The organism is Bacillus sp. MBGLi79 (genome assembly GCF_002953915.1).
Genome location: NZ_CP026521.1, coordinates 980845 through 1004799, shown reverse-complemented (window position 1 = coordinate 1004799; position 23955 = coordinate 980845). Strand labels below are relative to the sequence as shown.

General features: G+C 45.4%; 22 protein-coding genes. 12 read left to right on the top strand and 10 right to left on the bottom strand.

Annotation, left to right across the window (positions count from 1 at the left end; all coding sequences use genetic code 11):
* The first annotated feature begins 123 nt into the window (after positions 1–123).
* Complete coding sequence (locus C1T29_RS04990) at positions 124–339, top strand: DUF1128 domain-containing protein (RefSeq protein ID WP_003243712.1); 216 nt, start codon at positions 124–126, stop codon at positions 337–339.
* A gap of 164 nt (positions 340–503) precedes the next feature.
* The gene (locus tag C1T29_RS04985) at positions 504–1694 is read left to right on the top strand and encodes an MFS transporter (RefSeq protein ID WP_071581259.1); all 1191 of its coding nucleotides are present in this window, start codon (positions 504–506) and stop codon (positions 1692–1694) included.
* A gap of 38 nt (positions 1695–1732) precedes the next feature.
* Here C1T29_RS04985 and yfkM read toward each other — a convergent pair whose 3' ends face one another.
* Positions 1733–2251 (bottom strand): general stress protein 18, encoded by a 519-nt coding sequence (gene yfkM / locus C1T29_RS04980; protein ID WP_103750011.1) that lies wholly within the window; start codon positions 2249–2251, stop codon positions 1733–1735.
* 243 nt (positions 2252–2494) lie between these two features.
* Between yfkM and C1T29_RS04975 the strand changes: the two genes are divergently transcribed.
* Complete coding sequence (locus tag C1T29_RS04975) at positions 2495–6868, top strand: multifunctional 2',3'-cyclic-nucleotide 2'-phosphodiesterase/3'-nucleotidase/5'-nucleotidase (RefSeq protein ID WP_103750012.1); 4374 nt, start codon at positions 2495–2497, stop codon at positions 6866–6868.
* Between the two features lie 37 nt (positions 6869–6905).
* Here C1T29_RS04975 and C1T29_RS04970 read toward each other — a convergent pair whose 3' ends face one another.
* The 4 genes from C1T29_RS04970 to treP all read right to left on the bottom strand — a co-directional run bounded on the left by C1T29_RS04970 (position 6906) and on the right by treP (position 11620).
* A complete protein-coding gene (locus C1T29_RS04970; protein ID WP_014663198.1) occupies positions 6906–7571 on the bottom strand; it encodes an NAD(P)H-dependent oxidoreductase in 666 nt (221 codons plus the stop codon).
* Positions 7572–7710: 139 nt separating this feature from the next.
* Complete coding sequence (treR, locus tag C1T29_RS04965) at positions 7711–8427, bottom strand: trehalose operon repressor (protein WP_095432323.1); 717 nt, start codon at positions 8425–8427, stop codon at positions 7711–7713.
* Between the two features lie 20 nt (positions 8428–8447).
* Positions 8448–10136: an alpha,alpha-phosphotrehalase gene (treC, locus tag C1T29_RS04960; protein WP_103750013.1), complete on the bottom strand. Its 1689-nt coding sequence runs from the start codon at positions 10134–10136 to the stop codon at positions 8448–8450.
* Between the two features lie 71 nt (positions 10137–10207).
* Positions 10208–11620 (bottom strand): PTS system trehalose-specific EIIBC component, encoded by a 1413-nt coding sequence (gene treP, locus C1T29_RS04955; RefSeq protein WP_103750014.1) that lies wholly within the window; start codon positions 11618–11620, stop codon positions 10208–10210.
* Between the two features lie 192 nt (positions 11621–11812).
* Here treP and C1T29_RS04950 point away from each other — a divergent pair, with 192 nt between their 5' ends.
* Genes C1T29_RS04950 through C1T29_RS04935 form a run of 4 tightly spaced genes read left to right on the top strand, consistent with a single transcriptional unit; the run spans position 11813 to position 15805 of the window.
* Positions 11813–13354, top strand: a complete 1542-nt coding sequence (locus C1T29_RS04950) for a spore germination protein (RefSeq protein WP_095432326.1) — start codon at positions 11813–11815, stop codon at positions 13352–13354.
* Entirely contained in the window at positions 13335–14489 is a 1155-nt protein-coding gene (locus C1T29_RS04945) for a Ger(x)C family spore germination protein (RefSeq protein ID WP_103750015.1), read from the top strand. The genes C1T29_RS04950 and C1T29_RS04945 overlap by 20 nt, the downstream gene beginning before the upstream one ends.
* 15 nt (positions 14490–14504) lie before the next feature.
* On the top strand, positions 14505–14705 hold the full coding sequence (locus tag C1T29_RS04940) for a hypothetical protein (RefSeq protein WP_103750016.1): 201 nt from the start codon (positions 14505–14507) through the stop codon (positions 14703–14705).
* 23 nt (positions 14706–14728) lie between these two features.
* Entirely contained in the window at positions 14729–15805 is a 1077-nt protein-coding gene (locus C1T29_RS04935) for an endospore germination permease (protein ID WP_003243872.1), read from the top strand.
* Here the strand turns inward: C1T29_RS04935 and C1T29_RS04930 are convergent.
* The 3 genes from C1T29_RS04930 to C1T29_RS04920 form a co-directional block, all read right to left on the bottom strand.
* Entirely contained in the window at positions 15802–17217 is a 1416-nt protein-coding gene (locus tag C1T29_RS04930; protein WP_069149168.1) for an alanine/glycine:cation symporter family protein, read from the bottom strand. The two genes, C1T29_RS04935 and C1T29_RS04930, sit on opposite strands and share 4 nt — an antisense overlap.
* 124 nt (positions 17218–17341) lie before the next feature.
* Positions 17342–17734, bottom strand: coding sequence for a DnaJ family domain-containing protein (locus tag C1T29_RS04925; protein ID WP_069149167.1), 393 nt, complete (start codon positions 17732–17734; stop codon positions 17342–17344).
* A gap of 27 nt (positions 17735–17761) precedes the next feature.
* Entirely contained in the window at positions 17762–17890 is a 129-nt protein-coding gene (locus C1T29_RS04920) for a hypothetical protein (RefSeq protein WP_080478180.1), read from the bottom strand.
* A 100-nt stretch (positions 17891–17990) separates the two neighbouring features.
* On the opposite strand from C1T29_RS04920, the gene ltaS reads away from it, so the two are divergent.
* On the top strand, positions 17991–19940 hold the full coding sequence (ltaS, locus tag C1T29_RS04915; protein ID WP_103750017.1) for a lipoteichoic acid synthase: 1950 nt from the start codon (positions 17991–17993) through the stop codon (positions 19938–19940).
* Positions 19941–19972: 32 nt separating this feature from the next.
* Here the strand turns inward: ltaS and nagE are convergent, their stop codons facing one another.
* The gene (gene nagE, locus C1T29_RS04910; RefSeq protein WP_103750018.1) at positions 19973–21331 is read right to left on the bottom strand and encodes an N-acetylglucosamine-specific PTS transporter subunit IIBC; all 1359 of its coding nucleotides are present in this window, start codon (positions 21329–21331) and stop codon (positions 19973–19975) included.
* A 170-nt stretch (positions 21332–21501) separates the two neighbouring features.
* Between nagE and map the strand changes: the two genes are divergently transcribed.
* The 4 genes from map to C1T29_RS04890 all read left to right on the top strand — a co-directional run bounded on the left by map (position 21502) and on the right by C1T29_RS04890 (position 23205).
* The gene (map, locus tag C1T29_RS04905) at positions 21502–22251 is read left to right on the top strand and encodes a type I methionyl aminopeptidase (protein ID WP_064813858.1); all 750 of its coding nucleotides are present in this window, start codon (positions 21502–21504) and stop codon (positions 22249–22251) included.
* Positions 22252–22332: 81 nt separating this feature from the next.
* Positions 22333–22647: a DUF3243 domain-containing protein gene (locus C1T29_RS04900; RefSeq protein ID WP_014663189.1), complete on the top strand. Its 315-nt coding sequence runs from the start codon at positions 22333–22335 to the stop codon at positions 22645–22647.
* Between the two features lie 108 nt (positions 22648–22755).
* Positions 22756–22911, top strand: a complete 156-nt coding sequence (locus tag C1T29_RS04895; RefSeq protein WP_014663188.1) for a hypothetical protein — start codon at positions 22756–22758, stop codon at positions 22909–22911.
* A gap of 156 nt (positions 22912–23067) precedes the next feature.
* On the top strand, positions 23068–23205 hold the full coding sequence (locus tag C1T29_RS04890; RefSeq protein WP_003239885.1) for a YflJ family protein: 138 nt from the start codon (positions 23068–23070) through the stop codon (positions 23203–23205).
* Positions 23206–23245: 40 nt separating this feature from the next.
* Here C1T29_RS04890 and C1T29_RS04885 read toward each other — a convergent pair whose 3' ends face one another.
* The gene (locus tag C1T29_RS04885; protein ID WP_014663187.1) at positions 23246–23911 is read right to left on the bottom strand and encodes an MOSC domain-containing protein; all 666 of its coding nucleotides are present in this window, start codon (positions 23909–23911) and stop codon (positions 23246–23248) included.
* Positions 23912–23955: the final 44 nt, after the last annotated feature.

Below are 23955 nucleotides of genomic sequence, written 5' to 3'. Positions count from 1 at the left end.
CTTTTCAACTGATGTCTTCACTTTTTTGGAATAAACAGCCTGCTTTTAGAATAGGGTTTTTTTCTGAAGGAATTCTGTTAGAATAAAACATACCTATATTGCGTAAAGAAAGGAAGGAATCATTTGTCCAGCCCAAATACAGAGACATTAACTCAAATGATTGAAGAGATTTCCCAAAAGCTGAACATGCTGAACGTCGGCGTGATCAAAGCGGAGGATTTCAGTGATGAGAAGATCGAAGACCTCACGTACCTTCACCGCATGGTGATGAAAAAAGAATCATTCAGCCCAAGTGAAATGCAGGCAATTGCTCAGGAACTAGCCTCGCTTCGCAAATAATGGAGACTGGCCGGAAACTCGGCGAGTCTTTTTTATCATTGCCTCAAAACCAATTTTCCTTAACAGGCGCCATTTATATCTGCTTAATTTTTGCATTCGAAGAAACAGGCTGCCAAACATGATACTCATGACAGTGTTCGAATAAGTTGTGAAGGAGTACAAGCATGAAAACGTCACATATCAAAACAGCATCCGGAATGTATATCAACTACTTCTTTCTGGGGATGGTCAATATCATTCTCGCATCCAATATGCCCTCTTTAACAAAACAATGGAATACCGATCCGACCGGCATCAGTTATGTCATTGCCGCTATCGGGTTCGGCAAACTGCTGACATACGGCATTTCGGGGGTTTTATCTGATAAAATCGGCAGAAAGCCGCTTGTTGTCACTTCTGCGGGAATTATGGCCGTTTTTTTAGTCGGTATTCCTTTATCACCGAGCTATGAGCTGGCGTTTGTGTTCGCCTTATTAGCCGGAGTCGCAAATTCAGCGATGGATGCCGGAACATATCCGGCCCTAACCGAGCTCTTTCCGTCTGCTTCCGGTTCGGCGAATGTCTTGGTCAAAGCCTTTATGTCTGTCGGGGCAGCCCTTTTGCCGCTTTTGATCACACTTTTAGCAGACCACAGCATGTTTTACGGATTTGCTTTTTATCTGCCGGCAGCGGTCTATCTCCTGAATATTATTTATTTATCAACGCTTTCGTTTCCTAAAAAACATAAGAAACCAACTGATAGCGGTCAACAGGAATCTTCCGTTTTCTTGTCTGAACCTGTTTTTCAAAAAGAAGGCACCGCACTGATTATCATCGGTTTTACATCCACGGCTTTATTTACGGTTTCTCAAATCTGGCTCCCGAGCTACGCGCAAAAGGCAGCCGGGTTAGCTGAATCAGCATCCGTACAATTGCTGAGCTATTATAGTATAGGGTCTCTGGCATCTGTTTTATTATTAGCCGTTTTGCTGAACAGATGGGTCAAACCTGTCTTCATAACGCTCTTATATCCTATTATTACTTTATGTACGCTCGCAGTTATGCTGACGGTTCATACCCCAGTCGTGCTGGACATCACTGCCTTTTTCTTAGGCTTTTCTACTGCAGGTGTGTTTCAAATGACCATTACGTTAATGACAGAGCTGTTCTGGAAGCGAAAAGGAACCGTTACCGGAATTGTAGCGACCGCTTCAAGCCTTGCATCGATTCTGCTTCCGATTGCAACAGGCCTTATCGCAAAAGCTGGAGGCATCGCCCATATTTTCATGTTCGACTTCGGCATTGCGGTCATCGGAACGGCTGCAGCGGCTTTCTTGTATTACAGGTACAAGAAGCTGACAGGCGCTCAAGCCTAAGCAACAAAAAAACGGACGCCCGGGAGCGTCCGTTTTTCTTATTTCTCAAGCAGTGCCAATGATTCGCGGTTAAATGCCGGAATGTCGTCCGGTGTGCGGCTAGTGACCAATTGATCCTGGCAAACAACCACTTCCTTGTCCACAACGTCGGCACCGGCGTTTTCCATGTCAACACGAATGGACGTATAGCCTGTTGCTTTTCGGCCGTCGAGCGCTTTCGCATTGATTAAAAGCTGCGGGCCGTGGCAAATGGCGAACACCGGTTTTTTGTCAGTCATAAACGATTTTGTAAATTGGACGAAACGATCGTCAGCGCGAAGCTGGTCTGGCGAAAATCCCCCAGGAATCAAAAGCGCATCAAAGTCTGAAGGGTTTATGTCGTCAATGGAAGCGTCAACTGTCACTTCCGCTTTCCCCTGCTTGCCTTTTACTGTTTTTCCTTTTTCAGTTTCGATGACAGTCAGTTCATGTCCCGCTTCTTTAAAAGCTTTCGCAGGCTCAGTGTACTCGCTGTCCTCAAAGTAATCTGTCAAAACAACTGCAATTTTTTTCCCCATGGTTCATAACCTCCCGCTTTAGATGTCTACATAAAACACTCTACCCCAGCCACACTAAAATAAACATTTTGCGAATATGGACAAACGATAAGCATAAATACCCAGCTTTTGTCGTTTGAAGCTGCTACATAGTACTCATTTTTCTCCCTTTTACAATAATCATAAAGAAACACCTACAAATAGTTACAAAATATTCTTACAATAGGAGCTGTAACACAAATTTCGTTGAAAGGTGGAGAACTGGTGAGAATACAGAAAAGACGAACACACGTCGGAAACATTCTCCGTATTCTTTTGCCCCCAATTATGATACTTAGCCTAATCCTCCCAACACCACCCATTCATGCAGAAGAAAGCGCGGCTCCTCAGGTGCATCTGAGTATTTTGGCCACGACTGATATTCATGCCAATATGATGGATTATGATTACTACAGCGACAAAGAAACGACGGATTTCGGGCTGGCAAGAACGGCGCAGATGATCCAAAAGCACCGCGAGCAAAACCCTAACACTCTGCTTGTCGATAACGGCGACTTGATTCAAGGAAATCCGCTGGGTGAATACGCGGTGAAATATCAAAAAGACGACATTATCTCCGGCGCGAAAACCCATCCGATTATCAGCGTCATGAATGCGCTGAAATACGACGCCGGGACGCTTGGCAATCACGAATTCAACTACGGACTTGACTTTCTCGACGGCACAATCAAAGGAGCCGATTTCCCGATTGTCAATGCCAACGTCAAAACATCTAGCGGCGAAAACCGTTATACGCCGTATGTGATAAAAGAGAAAACGGTCACTGACGGAAACGGCAATAAACAGAAAGTAAAAGTCGGTTACATAGGCTTTGTCCCGCCGCAAATCATGACATGGGACAAAAAAAATCTCGAGGGGCAGGTTCAGGTGCAGGATATCGTAGAATCCGCCAATGAAACGATCCCGAAAATGAAGGCGGAAGGCGCAGATGTCATTATTGCCCTCGCCCACACCGGCATTGAAAAGCAGTCACAATCATCAGGTGCAGAAAACGCCGTGTTTGACCTTGCCACTAAAACGAAAGGCATTGACGCGATTATCTCGGGCCATCAGCACGGACTCTTTCCTTCCGCCGAGTATGCGGGTGTTGCTCAATTCGATGTGGAAAAAGGAACGATTAACGGCATTCCTGTCGTCATGCCAAGCAGCTGGGGCAAATACTTAGGCGTGATTGACCTCAAACTTGAAAAGGCGGACGGCTCATGGAAGGTTGCAGATTCCAAAGGCAGTATTGAATCTATTGCCGGCACCGTCACATCCAGAAACGAAACCGTTACAAACACCATACAGCAAACACACCAAAACACACTGGAGTATGTTCGAAAGCCAGTCGGCAAAACCGAAGCCGATATTAACAGCTTCTTTGCCCAGGTCAAAGATGATCCTTCCATTCAGATCGTGACTGACGCGCAAAAATGGTATGCCGAAAAAGAAATGAAGGATACCGAGTACAAGGACCTGCCGATTTTATCCGCTGGAGCGCCGTTTAAAGCAGGCGGCAGAAACGGAGCCAATTACTATACAAACATTCCAGCCGGAGATCTTGCGATTAAAAATGTCGGTGACTTGTATCTTTACGATAATACCGTTCAAATCGTCAAGCTGACAGGCAGCGAGGTCAAGGACTGGCTGGAGATGTCAGCAGGCCAATTCAATCAAATTGATCCAGCTAAAGGCGGCGATCAGGCCTTGCTGAACGAGAATTTCCGCTCCTATAATTTTGACGTGATTGACGGTGTCACATATCAGGTCGATGTGACAAAACCGGCTAAATACAATGAGAACGGAAAAGTGGTCAATGCGGATTCATCCCGGATCATCAACCTTTCCTATGAAGGCAAACCAATCAGCCTAAGCCAGGAATTTCTCGTGGTCACCAATAACTATCGTGCGTCCGGAGGCGGCGGGTTCCCTCATCTGACGAGCGATAAAATTGTCCACGGCTCTGCGGTTGAAAACAGGCAGGTGCTGATGGATTACATTATTGAACAAAAAATAGTCAATCCAAAAGCTGACAACAACTGGTCAATCGCGTCTGTTTCCGGTGCGAATATGACGTTTGAATCCTCGCTTTTGGCCAAGCCATTTGCCGATAAAGCAGACGACGTCGCTTATGTAGGCAAGTCTGCGAATGAAGGCTATGGTGTGTATAAGCTGCAATTCGATGATGATTCAAATCCAGATCCACCTAAAGACGGACTGTGGGATCTGACTGTCATGCACACGAATGACACGCACGCCCATCTCGATGACGCAGCGAGACGAATGACGAAAATTAACGAAGTGCGCAGCGAAACAAACCACAACATTCTCCTTGATGCGGGAGATGTGTTTTCCGGTGATCTGTATTTCACAAAATGGAACGGTTTGGCCGATTTGAAAATGATGAATATGATGGGCTATGACGCCATGACCTTCGGAAACCATGAATTTGACAAAGGCCCGACAGTGCTTTCTGATTTTCTAAGCGGAAACAGCGCAACCGTTGATCCAGCGAACCGCTATCACTTTGAAGCGCCGGAATTTCCGATTGTCAGCGCAAACGTAGATGTGTCAAATGAGCCCAAACTGAAATCATTTGTCAAAAAGCCGCAAACCTTTACGGCAGGTGAAAAGAAAGAGGCCGGCATCCACCCTTACATTTTGTTAGACGTTGACGGGGAGAAAGTCGCCGTATTCGGACTGACAACGGAAGATACGGCCACCACCTCAAGTCCGGGCAAAAGCATCGTATTCAATGATGCCTTTGAAACAGCACAAAATACTGTCAAAGCGATTCAGGAAGAAGAAAAAGTAAATAAAATTATTGCATTAACCCATATCGGGCATAACCGAGACCTTGAGCTCGCCAAAAAAGTAAAAGGCATTGACTTGATCATCGGCGGACACACTCACACCCTCGTAGACAAAATGGAGGTCGTGGACAACGAAGAACCGACGATCGTGGCGCAGGCAAAAGAATACGGCCAATTCTTAGGGCGCGTTGATGTCGCGTTTGATAAAAATGGCGTTGTGCAAACAGACAAATCAAATCTGAGCGTGCTGCCAATTGATGAACATACAGAAGAAAACGCAGAAGCAAAACAAGAGCTCGATCAGTTCAAGAGTGAATTAGAAGACGTAAAAAATGAAAAAGTCGGCTATACGGATGTGGCGCTTGACGGCCAGCGTGAGCATGTGCGTACGAAAGAAACGAATCTCGGAAACTTCATCGCGGACGGTATGCTGGCAAAAGCGAAAGAAGCAGCCGGCGCCAGAATAGCGATAACAAATGGCGGCGGCATCAGAGCCGGCATTGACAAAGGGGATATCACACTCGGCGAGGTGCTCAACGTGATGCCGTTCGGCAATACGCTTTACGTGGCCGATTTAACCGGAAAACAAATTAAAGAAGCACTTGAACAAGGCCTAAGCAATGTGGAAAATGGCGGCGGCGCTTTCCCTCAGGTAGCCGGAATCGAATATACCTTTACATTAAACAATGAACCTGGACACCGTGTGTTAGACGTGAAAATTGAATTGCCTAACGGAGACAAAGTTGCTATAAATACGGATGATACCTACCGCGTGGCAACAAATAATTTTGTCGGCGCCGGCGGAGACGGATATTCTGTCTTTACAGAAGCCTCCCATGGTGAAGACCTTGGCTACGTTGATTATGAGATTTTCACTGAACAGCTGAAAAAACTAGGAAACAAGGTCTCTCCTAAAGTTGAAGGACGGATCAAAGAAGTATTCCTGCCGACAAAGCAGAAGGACGGCAGCTGGACACTTGATGAAGACAAATTTGCGATTTACGCTAAAAATGCCAACACGCCGTTTGTCTATTATGGAACACATGAAGGATCACAAGAGAAGCCTATCAATCTTAAAGTGAAGAAAGATCAGGTCAAACTTTTGAAAGAAAGAGAGTCAGATCCTTCATTGACGGTGTTCAATTACTGGTACAGCATGAAGATGCCGATGGCGAACCTTAAAACCGCAGACACTGCAATCGGAATCAAGTCGACGGGAGAGTTGGATGTGTCATTGGCAGATGTATATGACTTTACAGTAAAGCAAAAAGGAAAAGAGATAAAATCCTTCAAGGAGCCCGTTCAGCTTTCGCTTCGCATGTTTGATATTGAAGAAGCCCATAATCCTGCCATTTATCACGTCGACAGAAAAAAGAAAGCTTTCACAAAGACAGATCACGGATCAGTTGACGATGATATGGTGACAGGATATACAAACCACTTCAGCGAATACACGATCTTAAATTCCGGAGAGAACAACAAACCGCCGGCATTCCCGTCAGATCAACCGACAGGCGGGGATGACGGCAATCATGGCGGCGGCTCCGACAAACCAGGCGGAAAACAGCCGACTGACGGGAACGGCGGAAATGATACGCCTCCTGGCACTCAACCGACTAACGGTTCGGGCGGGTCAGGAACAGACGGTCCGGCTGGCGGCCTGCTTCCGGACACAGCCACATCCATGTACTCGATCCTGTTGGCCGGATTTCTGATCAGTGCACTCGGCACGGCATTGTACTTACATCAAAGAAGAAAACAGAATAGAGCGAATCAGGCATAAAAAAAGAGCTGCTCGCTATGCGAGCAGCTTTCTTTATTTAAACCCACTTCACAACATCTTCAACAGCAGATCTTGTTTTCGGACGAGGGTCTCTCACTCGGTAGCCGAATGCCACCATCACAGAAATATCAAAGCTTCCGTTTTCCAGAAGCCCTTCTTCTTCAAGAATGCGGTGAATGTGATCATACTGGAAACCTTCGATCGGGCAGGAATCAACACCAATTTGCGCAGCGGCAGTCATCATGTTGCCAAGCGCGATATAGGTTTGTTTTGATGCCCAGTCAAACAATGTTCTGTCACTTTCAAGCAAATGCAAATCGTTTTTCTGGAATTCTTCTGTTTTGCTTAGATAGCCTTCGTACACGTCTTGAGGCATTTGTTTTACTTCTTTTAAATGACGTTTGATGTAGTCTGCATTATATTTCATATCCTTCGCTGTACGTGCGAGAATCAGGACGAAATGGCTTGCGGTCGGCAGCTGTTTTTGCGCGCCCCATGTGTATTCGCGAAGCTTCTCGCGGAATTCCGGATTTTGGACGACGACAAATTTCCAAGGCTCAAGGCCGAGTGAGCTTGGAGACAGTCTTCCTGTTTCTAAAATAAATTCAAAATCGCTGTCTGACACTTTTTTATTCGGATCAAATTCCTTTGTCGCATGTCTGAAATGGTATGCATCCAAAATTTGTTTCTTTAGATCTGCCATGTTAAACACCTCTCCTTTAGGTTACTCTCTACTCTATTGTAGCCATTATGATAAAAAGTAAAAGTACGCACATTTTTGTTGGATAGTATCAATTTTGATACCAAACAAAAAAGCGCGCTGCCACAGGCAGGCGCCTCTTTCACTTTCCCCGCCGCGCAAAATCGACAAACCGGAATTTGTCGAGACGGTGTCTGCTTTCCGTATATTGAAACAAACTGGTATCCTCCAAAAAGACGTAGTTTCTCACCACGACCATATGGTCATAGCCGCGTAAATCGAGCAGCTCTCTATCCTCGTCCGTACACGGCTCGGCGACAATTTCTTTTTGGGCGTAACTGATCGAAAGACCGAGTTCTCCTTCTATATATTCATATATGGAGTTTTCACAAATTTCTTTCGTCAGGTGAGGGACATGCTTTCTGAAAAAGTAATCCTTGTCCAAAATCACATGTTCCCCGTCAATCTTTCTAGACCTGATGACTTCCCAGATGTCGTCATCCGGATTGGCCCGGAGCTGCTTCTGGATCAGCTCTGACGGAGGCTCCAGCCCGAATTTGTGTACAGTTGTTTTCGTTTCTTTGCCAAGCGTTTGCGCGAGCTCCTTGAAGCTGACAAGACCCGAAACGGGAAACTGCATTTTTTCACGGTTGAGCACGATGGAGCCTTTTCCCCTGATTTTCTGGATATAACCGTTTTGCGCGAGCATATGAAGCGCCTTTCGGACCGTTTCTCTTGATGTACCGTACTGTGCGGTCAACTCATGTTCAGACGGAAGAATCTCCTCCGCTTTCCATCGGCCGCCTTCGATTTGCTGTGCGATGTCTTTATAAATTGTGATGAATTTATTCACCTTCATTATGGACCACCCAGCTTAGTTTAACACGGTTTCGTTAAACGATAAACAATGGACTCATACGGGCGAAGCGTCATGTTCTGAAGCCCTTCCCTTACATCATCGTTCGTCAGCAGCACCTCTGCCTTCCATTCGTCAGGCGCTAAAGAGTCCGGCAGTGTAAAGGCTGCCTCTGTCCCGTAAAAATTATTGATCACGAGCAGCTTTTCATTGCTGCCGTGTCTGAGATACGCAAAAATGCTCGGATCATCCTTTGCGATTAACTCATACGTTCCCTCTGTCACAATGTCATACATTTTGCGAATCCGAATCAATTTTTGATAATGGTAAAACACCGAATTTTGATCCCTCAGCGCCGCTTCAGCATTGATTTCCCGATAATTGCCGGCAACCGGTATCCATGGTGTGCCCGTTGTAAAACCGCCATTCTCCGTAGCATCCCACTGAACGGGGGTTCTGGAATTGTCACGGGATTTCGCCTGTAAAATCGCTGTGATCTCTTGATCAGCCATTCCTTTGTCCTTCAAGGCGTGATACATGTTCAGCGATTCGACATCCCGATAGGAGCTGATGTCAGTAAACTTCGGATTTGTCATCCCTAGCTCCTCACCCTGATAAATATAAGGCGTGCCCTGCATCATATGAATGGCCGTAGCAAGCATTTTCGCCGATTTCACTCTATACGCGCCATCATCTCCATATCTTGATACAACGCGCGGCTGATCATGATTGCACCAGAACAGAGCGTTCCATCCCCCTCCTGCGTGCATCCCCGTTTGCCAATCGGATAGGATCTCCTTCAGCTTTAAAAAGTCAAACGGCGCCAAGGCCCATTTTTCGCCGTTTGGATAGTCAACCTTGAGATGATGGAAGCTGAACGTCATGTCTAGTTCCTTATTGGCAGGATTCGTGTATCGGATGCAATGGTCTACCGTCGTTGAAGACATCTCACCGACCGTCATGCTGTCATAATGTGCAAACACCTTTTCGTTCATTTCATGCAGATATTCGTGCACCCGCGGCCCGTCAGTGTAATAGGCACGGCCGTCTTCTCCGGCTTGCGCATCCGGAAAGCGCTGGTCTTTAGAAATCAGGTTGATGACATCAAGCCTGAAGCCGTCTATCCCCTTTTCAAACCAAAAATGCATCATGTCATAGACATGCTTTCTGACCTCTTCATTTTCCCAATTCAAATCAGCCTGCGTCACATCAAACAGATGCAAATAGTATTGGCCCGATGCTTCATCAAGCTCCCATGCCGGGCCGCCGAATTTCGATTCCCAGTTCGTCGGGTGAGAACCGTTTTCCCGCGGGCTTTTCCATATATAAAAATCACGGTATGGGCTGTCGATTGAAGAAATCGCCTCGCGGAACCATTTGTGCTCTGTTGACGTATGATTGACGACAAGGTCCATGACGACTTTCAAGTCTCTTTTATGTGCTTCGGATAGTAACCTTTCAAAATCCTCCATCGTTCCGTATTCAGGATAAATCGAGTAATAATCACGAATATCATATCCATTATCATGCTGCGGAGAATCATAAACCGGCGTCAGCCAAAGCACATCCACCTGGAGTGTTTTTAAGTAATCGAGCTTTTCGATGATGCCGTTCAGATCACCTACACCGTTTCCTGTCGTATCGTTAAAGCTTTTCGGATAAATTTGATAGACCACAGCTTTTTTCCACCATGGCGTTTGTTCTGTTTTCATCTGTTTCCACCACCGATTTTTAAATGATAAACGGGAAAAGGGAACGCTAAACACGTCCCGCTCCCCATTGGTTATTTATGTTTAAATCTTGCATACGCATACGTTCCGGCAAACGGTACGATCAATACAATGGCCATCCCGATTGCAAATGCGCCCCAGTACTGGCTCATGATTGAGAAAATCCCCGGCACGCCGCCCACACCGACGGAGCTGGCCAGCACACCTTGAGAAGAAATATACATTCCGGCCAGCCCAGAGCTGACCATTGCGATGATAAATGGGAATCTGTATCGCAAATTCACCCCGAAGATGGCAGGCTCTGTAATGCCAAGATAAGCAGAAATCCCTGACGTGAGGGAGAGGCCTTTTTGTTTCTCATCCTTCACGATAAACATCATGGCCAGCGCGGCCGAACCTTGGGCGATATTAGAAAGCGCCAGCATCGGCCATAAAAAGGTGCCGCCGAGCTTTGATCCGATGAGCTGCAGGTCAACGGCAAGAAACGTGTGATGCATACCGGTAATCACGAGCGCTGAGTAGAAGCCGCCATATAACAGACCGCCCAGTGCGGCAAAAGAACCAAACACCGAAATAAGCCCTGAAGTCAGTACATTACCGATCGCAAATGTAATCGGGCCGATAATGATAAAAGAGGCAAATCCTGTTAAGAGAAGCGTAATTGGTGCGACAACGAGCAGCTGTATGCCCTCAGGTGTGCGTTTTGTTAAAAACATCTCAATTTTCGCCAGCATATAAGAAGCAAGCAAAATGGGGAGCACCTGGCCCTGATAGCCAACTTTCTGCACCTCTAGGCCGAATAGATTCCATACCGGGATCTCTCCGCTTTGTTCTGCCGCGCCATATCCCCACGCATTGAGCAAATCAGGATGCACGAGCATAACCCCGAGCACAATGCCGAGAAGCGGATTGCCGCCGAACCGCTTAACGGCAGACCATCCGATTAACGCAGGCAAAAACGTAAAGGCCGTGCCTGCAATCAGGTTAATCATATTAGCAAGATCCGCCCACTGCGGATAAACCTGCACAATCGATTTTGTGCTGAAGAAAATGCCTTCCGCCGTTAAAATGTTATTGATCCCCATTAAAAGACCCGCCGTGACAATCGCAGGCAATATTGGAATAAAAATATCTGCAAGCGTTTTCACAGCACGCTGCAAAGGATTCATATTTTTTTCTGAGGCCTTCTTCACTTCATCCTTTGTTGACTCGCCAATTCCCGTTTCCTTGACCAGTTCAGCATATACTTTGTTGACAGTTCCCTGGCCGATTACGACCTGAAACTGTCCGTTTGTCGAGAATGATCCCTTTACCACATCAATTTGATCAAGCATCTCTTGGTCAACCTTGCTTTCATCTATTAAAGCAAAACGCAAACGTGTAACACAATGAGTTGCCGCTGCAATATTTTCAGCACCGCCGACTGCTTCGACAATCTGACGTGCCGATTTGTTCAGTTCCCCCATGCCAACCCCTCCGTATCCGTTTTTATAACTTGTATATACAACTTATAATCATATTGTATTCCTGTATATACAGGTAGTCAACACTTTTTTATAGCGCTTTCATCCTAGTCTGGAATATATGAAACAGACAAGGTTACCCTAAAAGTCACAAGCACTTATTGAATATGACATTAAAAAGCAGGGTGAGCCTCTATGAATAAACGCGACAAAGCGCTTCAGCTCATCAAAGAGCTTGAAGACAATCAGGACAGACCGATCTCTCCCAATTTGAAGGAAAACCTCGATAATCTGACCTTATTAACAGAAGGCTGCTCAGACATCGTATTTAGACAATTTGACTTTGGAAACGGGCTGTGCGGATTTATTATTTATATCGAAGGAATTGTAAAATCTGAACATATTCAGGATCACGCCCTCCGCCCTTTCTTAATGCATTTGACGGATCAAATAGATGAACATGAAGAGGCGCTGCAAAATACTCTATCCATTTCAAGTGTTGCAATAGAAACGAGTATGAGCAAAGTGGCTGCATCCATCATTGAGGGGAACGCGGTTTTATTTGCCGACGGGCACTCAAAAGGCCTGATCTTAAATATAAAAGGCGGACAAAGAAGAAGCATTGAAGAGCCGATAACAGAATCGACCATCAGAGGGTCAAGAGAGGGCTTCACTGAAAGCCTCAGGGTCAATACCGCTCTTGTGCGCTTTCGCGTCAAAACGTTTCAGCTTAAAATGATCTCGTTTAAAATCGGCACGAAAACCAAAACAGATGTTGTCTTGGCCTATATTGACGGGCTTGCCGATCCAAAGGTCATTGACAAAGTAAAAAAAAGAATCAAAAAGATAAAGATTGATGCTGTCTTAGAAAGCGGATATATTGAAGAGTTTATCGAAGACGACACGTACTCGCCATTCCCCCAGCTGCAATACACAGAAAGGCCGGACACCGTCGCCGCCCAGCTTCTCGAAGGCCGATTTGCCATTTTCACGGATAATACGCCCTTTGTCTTAACAGGCCCGATTACGTTTTGGCAGCTTATGCAGGCCAGTGAAGATTACTATGAGCGTTATTTGATGTCTAACTTAATCCGCTGGCTTCGCTATATGTTTTTATTCGTTGCTTTATATTTGCCGGCTATTTATGTTGCCGTTATTACATACCACCAGGACTTAATGCCGACAAACTTAATGTTCAGTGTGGCCTCCGCGCGTGAACCGATTCCTTTCCCCGCCATCATAGAAGCATTGATTATGGAAATTTCTTTTGAGGCTCTCCGTGAGGCGGGAGTGCGCCTGCCGAAAACCATCGGCCAGACCGTCAGTATTCTCGGGGCCCTAGTCATTGGGACAGCAGCTGTTGAAGCGGGAATTGTGTCTGCCCCCATGGTGATCATCGTATCGTTAACAGGGATCGCGTCATTCACAATTCCGCGGTTTAACTTAGCTATCTCCATCAGGATGCTTCGTTTCCCGCTTATGTTTTTGGCGAGTATTTTTGGGATATTCGGCATTATGCTCGGCACGATTATCTTAGTGCTTCATTTATGCAAGCTGCAATCTTTCGGCATTCCTTATTTATCCGGGATTTCTCCGTTTAAACGAGATGAAGTAAAAGATATTTTTGTCAGGGCGCCTTGGTGGACGATGACCAGAAGGCCGGGCACGTATTCGCGCGGCAACGGACAGAAGGGAGCGAAAAGAGAGGACCCAAAAGATGAAGAAAACAATATATAAGTGTGTTTTGCCGCTTCTCATTTGTATCCTTCTAACGGGGTGCTGGGACCGGACAGAAATCAATGACATTGCATTTGTTGTCAGCTCAGCCATTGATAAGAAAAAAGATCAGTATCGAGTGGCCATGCAGATTCCCTTGGTCGGCCAATTAGGCGGACAAACAGGGGGCGGCGGCGGAACTGCCGGTTCAAAAACATGGTATGTTGATTCAGCTTCCGGCACTACGATCAGAGAAGCGAACAACAAGCTGCAAACCTCCTTGTCACGGACAATCAATACGTCCCACAGACGTACAGTCATTATTGGAGAGGATATGGCGAGAGACGGCGTTGCCCCAGTCTTTGATATTTTAACCCGAAATCCGCAGAACAGATTAACGGCGCTCATTTTAGTCAGCCGGGGAGAAGCGCGGGACATTTTAAATACCGATGTCCAGCTTGAACAGTTTCCGGCGGAAATGATTCGTGAGCTGGCCATTATCGCAACGAGCCGCCCCGTTTTCTTAAGCAGATTCATGTCTGATCTAGTAGAAATAGGCAGTGATCCGTATGCACCGGTCATCTCTGAATCTAAAACAAAACCTGGAGGGAAAGGCAAATCTAATTTGAAAATTGACGGGCTTGCGATCTTTAAAAAGGACAGATTGATGGATATTTTCAAAGATGAACACATGACAGCAGCCCTGATGTTGCTGAATCAAGCCCGCCAGCCAGAATTCATAGTAGACCTGCCGAATCAAATGGGACAAGCATCCATTCAGCTTCAAAAGTCCAATGCATCCTTTCATGCCGCTGAAAAAAACGGAAAGCTGTCAATGACAATCGAGATCAGAGCCAAAGGAATAATTATGGAAAACCAATCAACCTATGAGACGAGAGAAAATGACCAGTATTACATCATTCAAAAAGCATTAAACAGAACCATAAAGAAGGACGTGATCAGCACCGTTCATCGTTTGCAAAAGCTAAAGGCGGACCCGGCCGGCTTTCAAGACAGGACCATCAGAAGCACGGCAACCACGAAGAATCTGCTGAAAAAGGAATGGGAAGAGGTATATAAGGATATGGAGGTTCACGTCGTCCCAATTGTGACGATTGAGCAGGGCGGTGTCCTATACAAAACGATCAGCCATTAATGGAGGTGCGTCAGCATGATCAGCTATATCGTACAGACATTGATTGTGTGCATTGCCATATACGCATATGAGTGGAAGAATTTTCGTTCCGCTAACAATCTAACAAAATGGGCCTTCAGCCTGCTGATTGCAGGAAGTGCTTTTCTATGGATTTATATGAGAGTGAATCCCCTGTTTCCGCGGCTGGGGCACCTGTTTAAATATATTCCGTTTTGAACATGACAGAAAGGATGTGCTTTATGGACAAGACCTCTGCATACCAAGGATTATTTTTCGGAGCTCTGTATACGTTAGCGGTCGGATTAAAGCATGCTCCGATTCTCATGATCGAATCAGCAAAACAAAATGCCTGGCACAGCTACATCCTCGGCGTTGTCATCGTGATTCCGGCACTCTGGCTCATGCATAGGCTGATGAAAAAGCATCAGGATAAAAATATCTATGAGCTGCTGAGCGATTCCTCACCAATCGCAGGCCGGATTATCATTTTACTGTTTTCTTTGTATTTCCTGTTAATCAATGCTCATGATATACGTTTTTTCATCAATTTGATTAACATTTTATTTCTCCCGAGAACACCAATGGCTGTTCTTGGCGGTGTTATTATCTTTGTGGCGATCTGTATTGCCAGAGAGGGAAAAGAAACATTGACCAGAATGGCGCAGATATTCCTATTTCCATTCGGCATCCTGGTCTTGTTCCTTCCATTTACGCTGGCCACACAAATTGAGCTTCAAAACTTGACACCTGTTTTTGAAGGTCTAATCCCATACCTTCAATCAGGCTATTACGCGTTTGGGACAATGGGGGAATTGATTATCCTTCCGCTTCTCTTCTCAAACCGGAGCGTCCCGCTAAAATACACCATTTTCGCGATACTGCTGGGCGCTTTATTGCTGGCCGTGATGTTATTTTCTTCAATTTCTGTCTTTGGTCCCAACCTGACATCTACTTTCTTTGATCCTGCTTATATGGTCATCAGGCAGATCCGCATTACGGATTTTCTGGATCGCTCAGACCTGATCATCGCGGCCTTTTGGATTCCGGTCATTATGGTGAAGATAGCAGGTTCCCTATATATCGTGGTATACGGCCTTTCGTTTTTACACTCAAAAATCGACCCGAAAGCCATGTATACACCAACCGGCATGTTCTCAGTCGTATGCGGCTTTTGGTTCTTTTTAAATACAAATCAGCTAATCGACTTTAACAGAATCAAACCAATCATTAATGTAGTGATTTCTCTTTTGCTGCCTTTACTCATTTATTTGATCATAAAAAGCAAAGCATTGTTCGGCGCAAAAGCAAAACACTAGGAATTTTTAGCTTCTTTTGTTGGATAAACAGGCTTTTGTTTCGTTTTTCTTATATCTTTCAGGTAGTACTGTTCAGATGTAAAGAATTCGGTGTACAGCGCTTTTACCTTTCTGCTCAATAACAAGAGCGCAATCACATTCGGGACAACAATAAAAACCAATGCTAAGTCCAATACGCCCCAAATGGCTTTTGCTCCGCCTGCGGCACCTATGATAATAGCCGCTAAATAAACGAATTTAATCACATGTCCTGCCAGCCGCCCGAACAGAAATTCAGCTTGCTTTACGCCGTAAAAAATGACAACCATAATGGTTGATACGACAAAGAAGACCAGGGAAACCGAAACGAAGTATCCTCCTCCAGAACCGAAATAGTGCTGAAATGCGGCCGTTGTCAGTGCTGCCGGGTCATTTGAGGCGTTCTTCCCTGTCCATACACCGGATGCAAGGACGATAAAAGCGGTAGTCGTACAGATGATCAAGGTGTCAATGACAATGCCGATCACAGACCAAAACCCTTGCCGCACAGGGTGATCAGTCATAGCTGCCGCGTGTGCAATCGGGGCTGTGCCCATTCCGGCTTCATTAGAATACAGCCCGCGGGCAAATCCCCAGCGAACGGTTTCAGCCAGAGCAGCACCAGCGAACCCACCAACTGCTGAAGAAGAGGTAAACGCGTTTGAAAAGATGAGAGAGAAAAACGCCGGCACTGATGATAGATTCATGAGAACAATCAGGAGACCGGCTCCCGCGTATGCCCCTGCCATAAGAGGCACGACAAACTCTGTTACTTTTCCGATCCGCTTTACCCCTCCTATCACCACTAACCCAATCAAAAATGCAATTCCGATTCCTGCGTATATTTTATTGAAAGAAAACGTCTCGGCAAGCGAGACTGAAACCGAATTTCCCTGAACCATAATGCTCGGGATCAGCTCCACAATCAGCGCAACAGAGAAGAATACGCCGAGCCATTTCATGCGCAGCCCTTTTGTTATGTAATACATCGGTCCCCCGACGAATTCACCCTGCTCATTTTTTTCCCTGTAATGAACAGCAAGAACACTCTCAGAAAACTTAATCGCCATGGCAAATAAGGCAATCAGCCACATCCAAAAAACCGCTCCCGGCCCTCCAAACATAATAGCGGCAGGCACACCGACAATGTTCGCTGCACCGATCGTTGAACTGAGAGCCGAGGTCAATGCCTGAAGCGGTGTGACTGTGCCCTCTCCCTTCGGCTTTTTTCCTACGCTGCCAATTGTCTGTTTGAAAATGTATAAAGGATAGCGAAATTGAAAACCTTTCAGCAAAATAGTGAAATACAACCCCGTCCCCGTCAGCAGGATGATTAGCGGCGGGCCCCACAGCCAATCAGATATATGCTCTATCCACTCTAATAGTCGTTCCATCCCATCACCCTTTTTTCGTTTATGAGTCATTTCCCATAGATGGAAAAACATAAACCTTTAGACATAGAACTTGGAATATAAAAAGGATGGCTTCTCTCAATCGCCATCCTGCAGACAAGACAAATCAGCTGGAAGAAGGTCTGTTTCGTCCAAGCCGGTCATATACTTTATTCTTATAAAAAGCGGATGCTGGCTTTGAAAACATGTCTTTTTTGTCAACAAGCTTATCAAGCAGCAATTGCTTTTCAGATTTTGTTCTGATTAATTGCTCTCGTTCTTTTTCGTCATAGCACTTTTCGATTAAATGGTCGATGGTCATAAGCTCTTTTTTGAGCGCGCCCTCGTCCTCAGCCATTCCCGCATTTTTCATAATACGGTAGCCCATGCGCAGCGATTCCGGCAAGTGTGCCGCGTCATCTTTCGGCAGCGGCTTTCCCATTCCCGGGAGGTTTTGAAAGTCTCCGTCTTTGATGGCGCGCTTAATTTTATCTTCAGACACAATATGGGAAAAATCCATCCTTCCACCTCTTTTCATCTATTCCGTTTATTTTATCATATAATGATCATTGTACCATTTTATTCCTTTATTTCTAGAAAGATACCTTGTTTTACATTTGGTCATTTCAAAGCGAAACGTTGATTCGACGGCGTTTTTCGCCACTTTCTCCATCATACGATTTTCACTTTTCTAATCTGCTGATTCGTGTTATATTGGATACGTTCGTTTTTTCTATCGTTTCGCTCGAACTGGATCGGAAAAAAGGAGTGTAACAATGAAAACATTTATAAAAGAAAGAGGACTGGCCTTCTTCTTCATCGCGGTCGTCCTGTTATGGATCAAAACGTATGTCGGTTATGTCCTGAACTTCAACTTAGGAATAGACAACACGATACAAAAAATATTGCTTTTTGTGAATCCTCTTAGCTCAAGCTTGTTCTTTCTTGGCTTTGGACTCTTGTTCAAGAAAAAATTACAGCGGACAGCCATTATAGTGATTCATTTTTTAATGTCTTTTTTACTGTACGCAAACATTGTGTACTACAGATTTTTCAATGATTTTATTACAATTCCGGTCATTATGCAGGCTAAAACAAACGGCGGCCAACTCGGTGACAGCGCATTTTCGCTGATGAGACCGACTGACGCCTTTTACTTTATCGACACGATCATCCTAATCATCTTGGCGATCAAAGTGAACAAGCCTGCCGAAACGTCAAGCAAAAAATCGTTCCGAATTATTTTAGCGTCTTCGATTCTTGTGTTCTTGATCAACCTGGCAGTTGCGGAATCAGACCGTCCTGAATTGCTGACAAGATCATTCGACCGGAACTATCTTGTGAAATACTTGGGAACATACAATTTCACAATTTATGACGCTGTACAGAATATCAAGTCCAACAGCCAGCGCGCGCTTGCCGATTCCAGCGACGTGACGGACGTAGAAAACTATATGAAAGCCAATTACGATGTGCCGAATAACGTGTATTTCGGCAAAGCGGAAGGAAAAAACGTCATTTACGTTTCACTTGAATCTTTGCAGTCATTTATCATCGACTATAAAATTGACGGCAAAGAAGTGACACCGTTCTTAAATAAACTGGCACATGATAACGAAACGTTCTACTTTGATAACTTTTTCCACCAAACGGGACAAGGTAAAACATCTGATGCTGAATTTATGATGGAAAACTCTCTGTACCCGCTGGCTCAAGGTTCAGTTTTCGTAAACAAAGCGCAAAACACGCTGCAATCCGTTCCGGCGATTCTGAAGTCTAAGAATTACACATCTGCCGCGTTCCACGGGAACACGCAGACGTTCTGGAACCGTAACGAAATGTACAAAGCGGAAGGCATTGATAAATTCTTTGATTCTGCCTACTATGACATGAACGAAGAAAACACGAAAAACTACGGTATGAAAGACAAACCGTTCTTCAAAGAATCAATGCCGCTGCTGGAAAGCCTGCCGCAGCCGTTCTATACGAAGTTCATTACCCTGTCCAACCACTTCCCATTCGGAATGGATGAGGGGGATACAGACTTCCCGGCTGGAGACTTTGGTGACTCTGTCGTCGATAACTACTTCCAGTCAGCCCATTACCTTGATCAGTCCATTGAACAATTCTTCAATGATCTGAAAAAAGACGGGTTATATGATAAATCGGTTATTGTGATGTACGGAGACCACTACGGCATCTCTGAAAACCACAATAAAGCGATGGCGAAAGTGCTTGGCAAAGATGAAATCACTGATTACGACAATGCCCAGCTTCAACGGGTGCCGCTCTTTATCCACGCTGCCGGCGTGAAGGGCGAGAAGGTTCATAAATATGCCGGAGACGTCGATGTGGCTCCTACCATTCTGCATCTGCTCGGAGTGGATACGAAAGACTATCTGATGTCCGGGTCTGATATTTTATCGAAAGAACACCGTGAAGTGATTCCGTTCCGAAACGGAGACTTTATTTCACCGAAGTACACGAAAATATCCGGTAAGTATTACGATACGAAAACCGGCAAAGAACTCGATGAATCCGAAATCGACAAGTCAGAAGACTCACTCGTCAAGAAGGAACTTGAAATGTCCGATAAAATCATAAACGGAGACCTACTGCGATTCTACGAGCCGAAAGGTTTTAAGAAGGTAAATCCTTCTGATTATGATTACACAAAACATGACGAAGATTCTTCCGAAACGTCAAAGGATAACGAAGATAAATAAGAAAAAGCGGAGAGGTTGCCCTCTCCGCTTTTTTATTTGACGTTAGCTCTCAATTCCTCAGCTGCAAATTCCACATTCGGCCCAATAATGACTTGAACCGATTGTCCGCCAGATTTGACAACCCCTTTTGCGCCTGCTTTCTTCAAAAGCGCTTCATCCACCAAAGCGGTATCCTTCACAGTCAGTCGCAGCCTTGTGGCGCAATGATCAATGGTTTGAAGATTTTCTTTTCCACCGAGCCCTTTCAGCATGATGTTTTCATTTACATCCTGAACCGTATTTTCATCCAGCACTTCATCCACATCATCATCTTCCCGTCCCGGCGTTTTTAAATTCAAAGCCTTAATCAGTACATAAAACACGATAAAGTATACTGCCGCATAGCATATACCTACAAAAAGCAGAAGCAGCGGTTTTTCTGCGATTCCGTAGCTAAGCACATAATCAATAGCTCCGGCTGAAAAAGAGAAGCCTGAGCGGATACCGAGCCAGTTGACGATAAATAAAGATAACCCTGTTAAGATCGCGTGAACAGCGTATAAAAGCGGAGATAAAAACATAAATGCAAACTCAATCGGCTCCGTAATCCCTGTGATAAACGCCGTTAAAGCAAACCCAATCATCATTCCAGCCGTAGCTTTCCGTTTTGACGGCTTCGCAGTCACAACCATAGCCAGACATGCCGCCGGAAGACCGAACATCATGATTGGGAAGAATCCGGTCATATATGTGCCCGCTGTCGGATCTTTCGCGAAAAAGCGCGCCAGATCCCCTGTCACTCCGTTATATTCTCCGAATTGAAACCAGAAAATATTGTTCAGCACATGGTGAAGGCCAAGCGGAATTAACAGCCTGTTGAAAAGGCCAAATATGCCTGCCCCGATGCCACCGAGCCCGAGCATCCACTCTCCAAATGAGTTTATACACGATTGAATCGGCGGCCAGACGACTCCGAATATGCCGGCTAAAATGATCGTAATGATGGCAGTTATAATCGGCACAAGCCGTCTTCCGCTGAAGAATCCAAGATATTCTGGCAGCTTTGTATCCTTGAAGCGGTTATAGGTGTAACCGGCAATTAAACCGGCAATAATTCCCCCAAACACCGCCATGTTATTTGTTTTGTCAATTGTCTTTGTCGCCGCGTCAAGCATCAGATACGATATCGCTCCTGATAAACCCGCGGCCCCATTGCTGTCCTTCGAAATGCCGATGGCAATTCCAATCGCGAAAATAAGCGGCAGATGATCAAAAACCGCCGTCCCCGCTTGATAGACAAACGGGATATTAAATACATCCTCTCTGCCAAGCGCAAGGATGATTCCAACCGCAGGCAGAACCGCAATCGGGAGCATAAATGACTTCCCGAGTTTTTGTAAAAATGCAAGCATACCCATCCCCCTCATACCCTTTTTTTTCAAATATACCATATAAGATATCTAGTGATCTATACCAATTTTCCCAAGGCATTTCTTTTTTCCCAGGTCCGTGTGTTTCCTATTTTTAAGACAGTTGTGGTAAGCTTAATCTAGATTATTTAAAAAGAAAGCGGGAATGACAGATGATTGTAACAAACGATCAAGAATTAGAAGGCCTGAAAAAAATCGGAAGAATCGTCGCGCTTGCGCGTGAAGAAATGAAGCGAAAAGCAGAGCCCGGCATGAGCACAAAAGACCTTGACCTTATCGGAAAAGCTGTGCTTGATGAGCATGGCGCCGTTTCAGCTCCTGAGAAGGAATACGATTTTCCAGGTGTGACATGCATCAGCGTAAATGATGAAGTGGCTCACGGCATACCAAGCACTTCCAAGATTTTAAAAGCAGGGGACCTTGTCAACATCGACATCTCTGCTGAATTTGGCGGGTTCTATTCCGACACAGGCATCTCATTTGTACTCGGTGATGGAGAAGAACGCCTTCATAAGCTTTGCCAATGCGCGGAAGACGCTTTTCAAAAGGGCCTTCAGCAGGCAAAAGCAGGCAAGCGCCAAAACCAGATCGGAAGAGCCGTTTATCATGAAGCACGCTCTCAAGGCTTTACCGTTATCAAAACACTGACCGGCCACGGAATCGGCCGAAGCCTGCATGAAGCGCCGAACCACATCATGAACTATTATGATCCGTTTGATAACGCGCTTTTCAAAAACGGCACAGTGATCGCGCTTGAACCGTTTATTTCTACGAAAGCGGAAACGATTGTTGAAGCTGGAGACGGCTGGACGTTCAAGACGCCGGATAAAAGCATGGTTGCCCAAGTTGAACACACGATCGTTATCACAAAAGACGAACCGATTATCCTGACGAAGCTGTAAAACACATTCCGGACTTCCGGCAGGTTTAGCCTCCTCGAATTGCAGGTAAAACAACATTATTCTGCACGAGGAGGACTTGCAATGAACAGAGATCAAGAAAAAATCCAAATTGAAAACGAAATGAACGCGATGCACGGCACAACAAAAGAAGACATTTTAAAAGACTTTGAGGAATTTAAAGACTACTTGAAAAAACAAGTCAATCGAGGCAAAAAGCTGGGATTGGATGACGGCAAGCTGGTGAAAAGCGCCGCCATCCTGGGAGACTACCTCGCAAAGCATGAAGAGCCGCAAAACGGTGAAGAAATGCTGCTGCAAGAGCTTTGGAGCATTGCGGACGAAAATGAGAAAACACATTTGGCACAGCTTCTGGTCAAATTGGTTGATAAACAATAAAACATGAGCCGGGCGATATATGCGCCCGGCTTTCTTGATATTGTCACAGCCCGGCTCTTCCAGATATGCTACACTACTATTATGTCTGTGAAAGGAGCCTTTATCTGCATGTGGTTTATAATTTTCGGCATCATTTTTTTCATTGAAGGCATCTTAATAACCGTTTACGGTGTAAAGAAAAAAAACGGGATGCTCACATATATCGGCATTGTTTTCGCCATTATGACATTTGGCGTTGTTATGCTCAAATTGACCGGCCATTAAATCATATTCGGCTTTTACTCCGCATATACATACAGAAGAACATTCGCATATCTAGTGCGAAAGGCTCAGTTTTCCCCACATCTCTTTTCAGCATCTTTTTATAGATGTTACAATGCCAATCGTTTCGAAATCAGATAGGGAAAGGAGTTTTCTAACATGCATTACGGCAGTAAAGGCTGGTATGTGGCAGAACTAAAAAAGCAGGGGATCACGCACCATGAGGGAAGAAAGCTTCAAAGCTATAAAACCTATTTTCTTGCCAACCTGCTTGAAACAAAGAAAAAACAATCTTAAAGATAGCAAAGCCGCGCACGTTGATATGCGCGGCTTTTTTCTATTCAACCGGCAGCAGCCTGGCCTTTTTTTTCATAAAGGACGCTCTCCAGCTTTTCGATAAGGCATCCTCACTTAAAATCCGGTCAATGGCGGTGAGATTTTTTGCATCATGATAGTTGATGCGGTTGGCGAACTGGACGGAGATGCCTTTCTCTCCTCTGGATAGCAATTCAAGCTTGGCGCCTGGTGACACCCTGCCCTCCTCCAGCACGCGAAAATAATACCCTGTATAGCCTGTTTGCTGAACCTTCAGCACCATTTCTTTTACGCCAAACTTTTTCGCCAGCTTTACACACGGCTGGCGCGGCTGGCTGACCTGAACAACAGCTTCATCAAGCTTGAACACATCCCCTATGCAAACTGTCTCCTCAGTCAGGCCCGCGACCGTCAAATTTTCTCCAAATGCGGCGCTTGGCAGCGGTCTTGAGAGGAACTCTTCCCAAAACGGATAATGCTCCGCCGGGTAGACGCAAACAGCCTTATCAGGTCCGCCATGGTTGACGATGTCCGCCTGTCCGTCTCCTTCAAAATTCTCGCGGTGCAGCATAACGGCGGAATCAGCCGGCCGCTTCATGATGCCGGTTTCGATCTTCTTTCCGTCATATTCAAGCGTCTGCGGTTTTCCCAGATTAAGAGAAAGAACTGTATAGCGCTCTGGTTTCATGCGAACACATCCCCTTTACAGGCTGTAAAATAATTGATTATCAT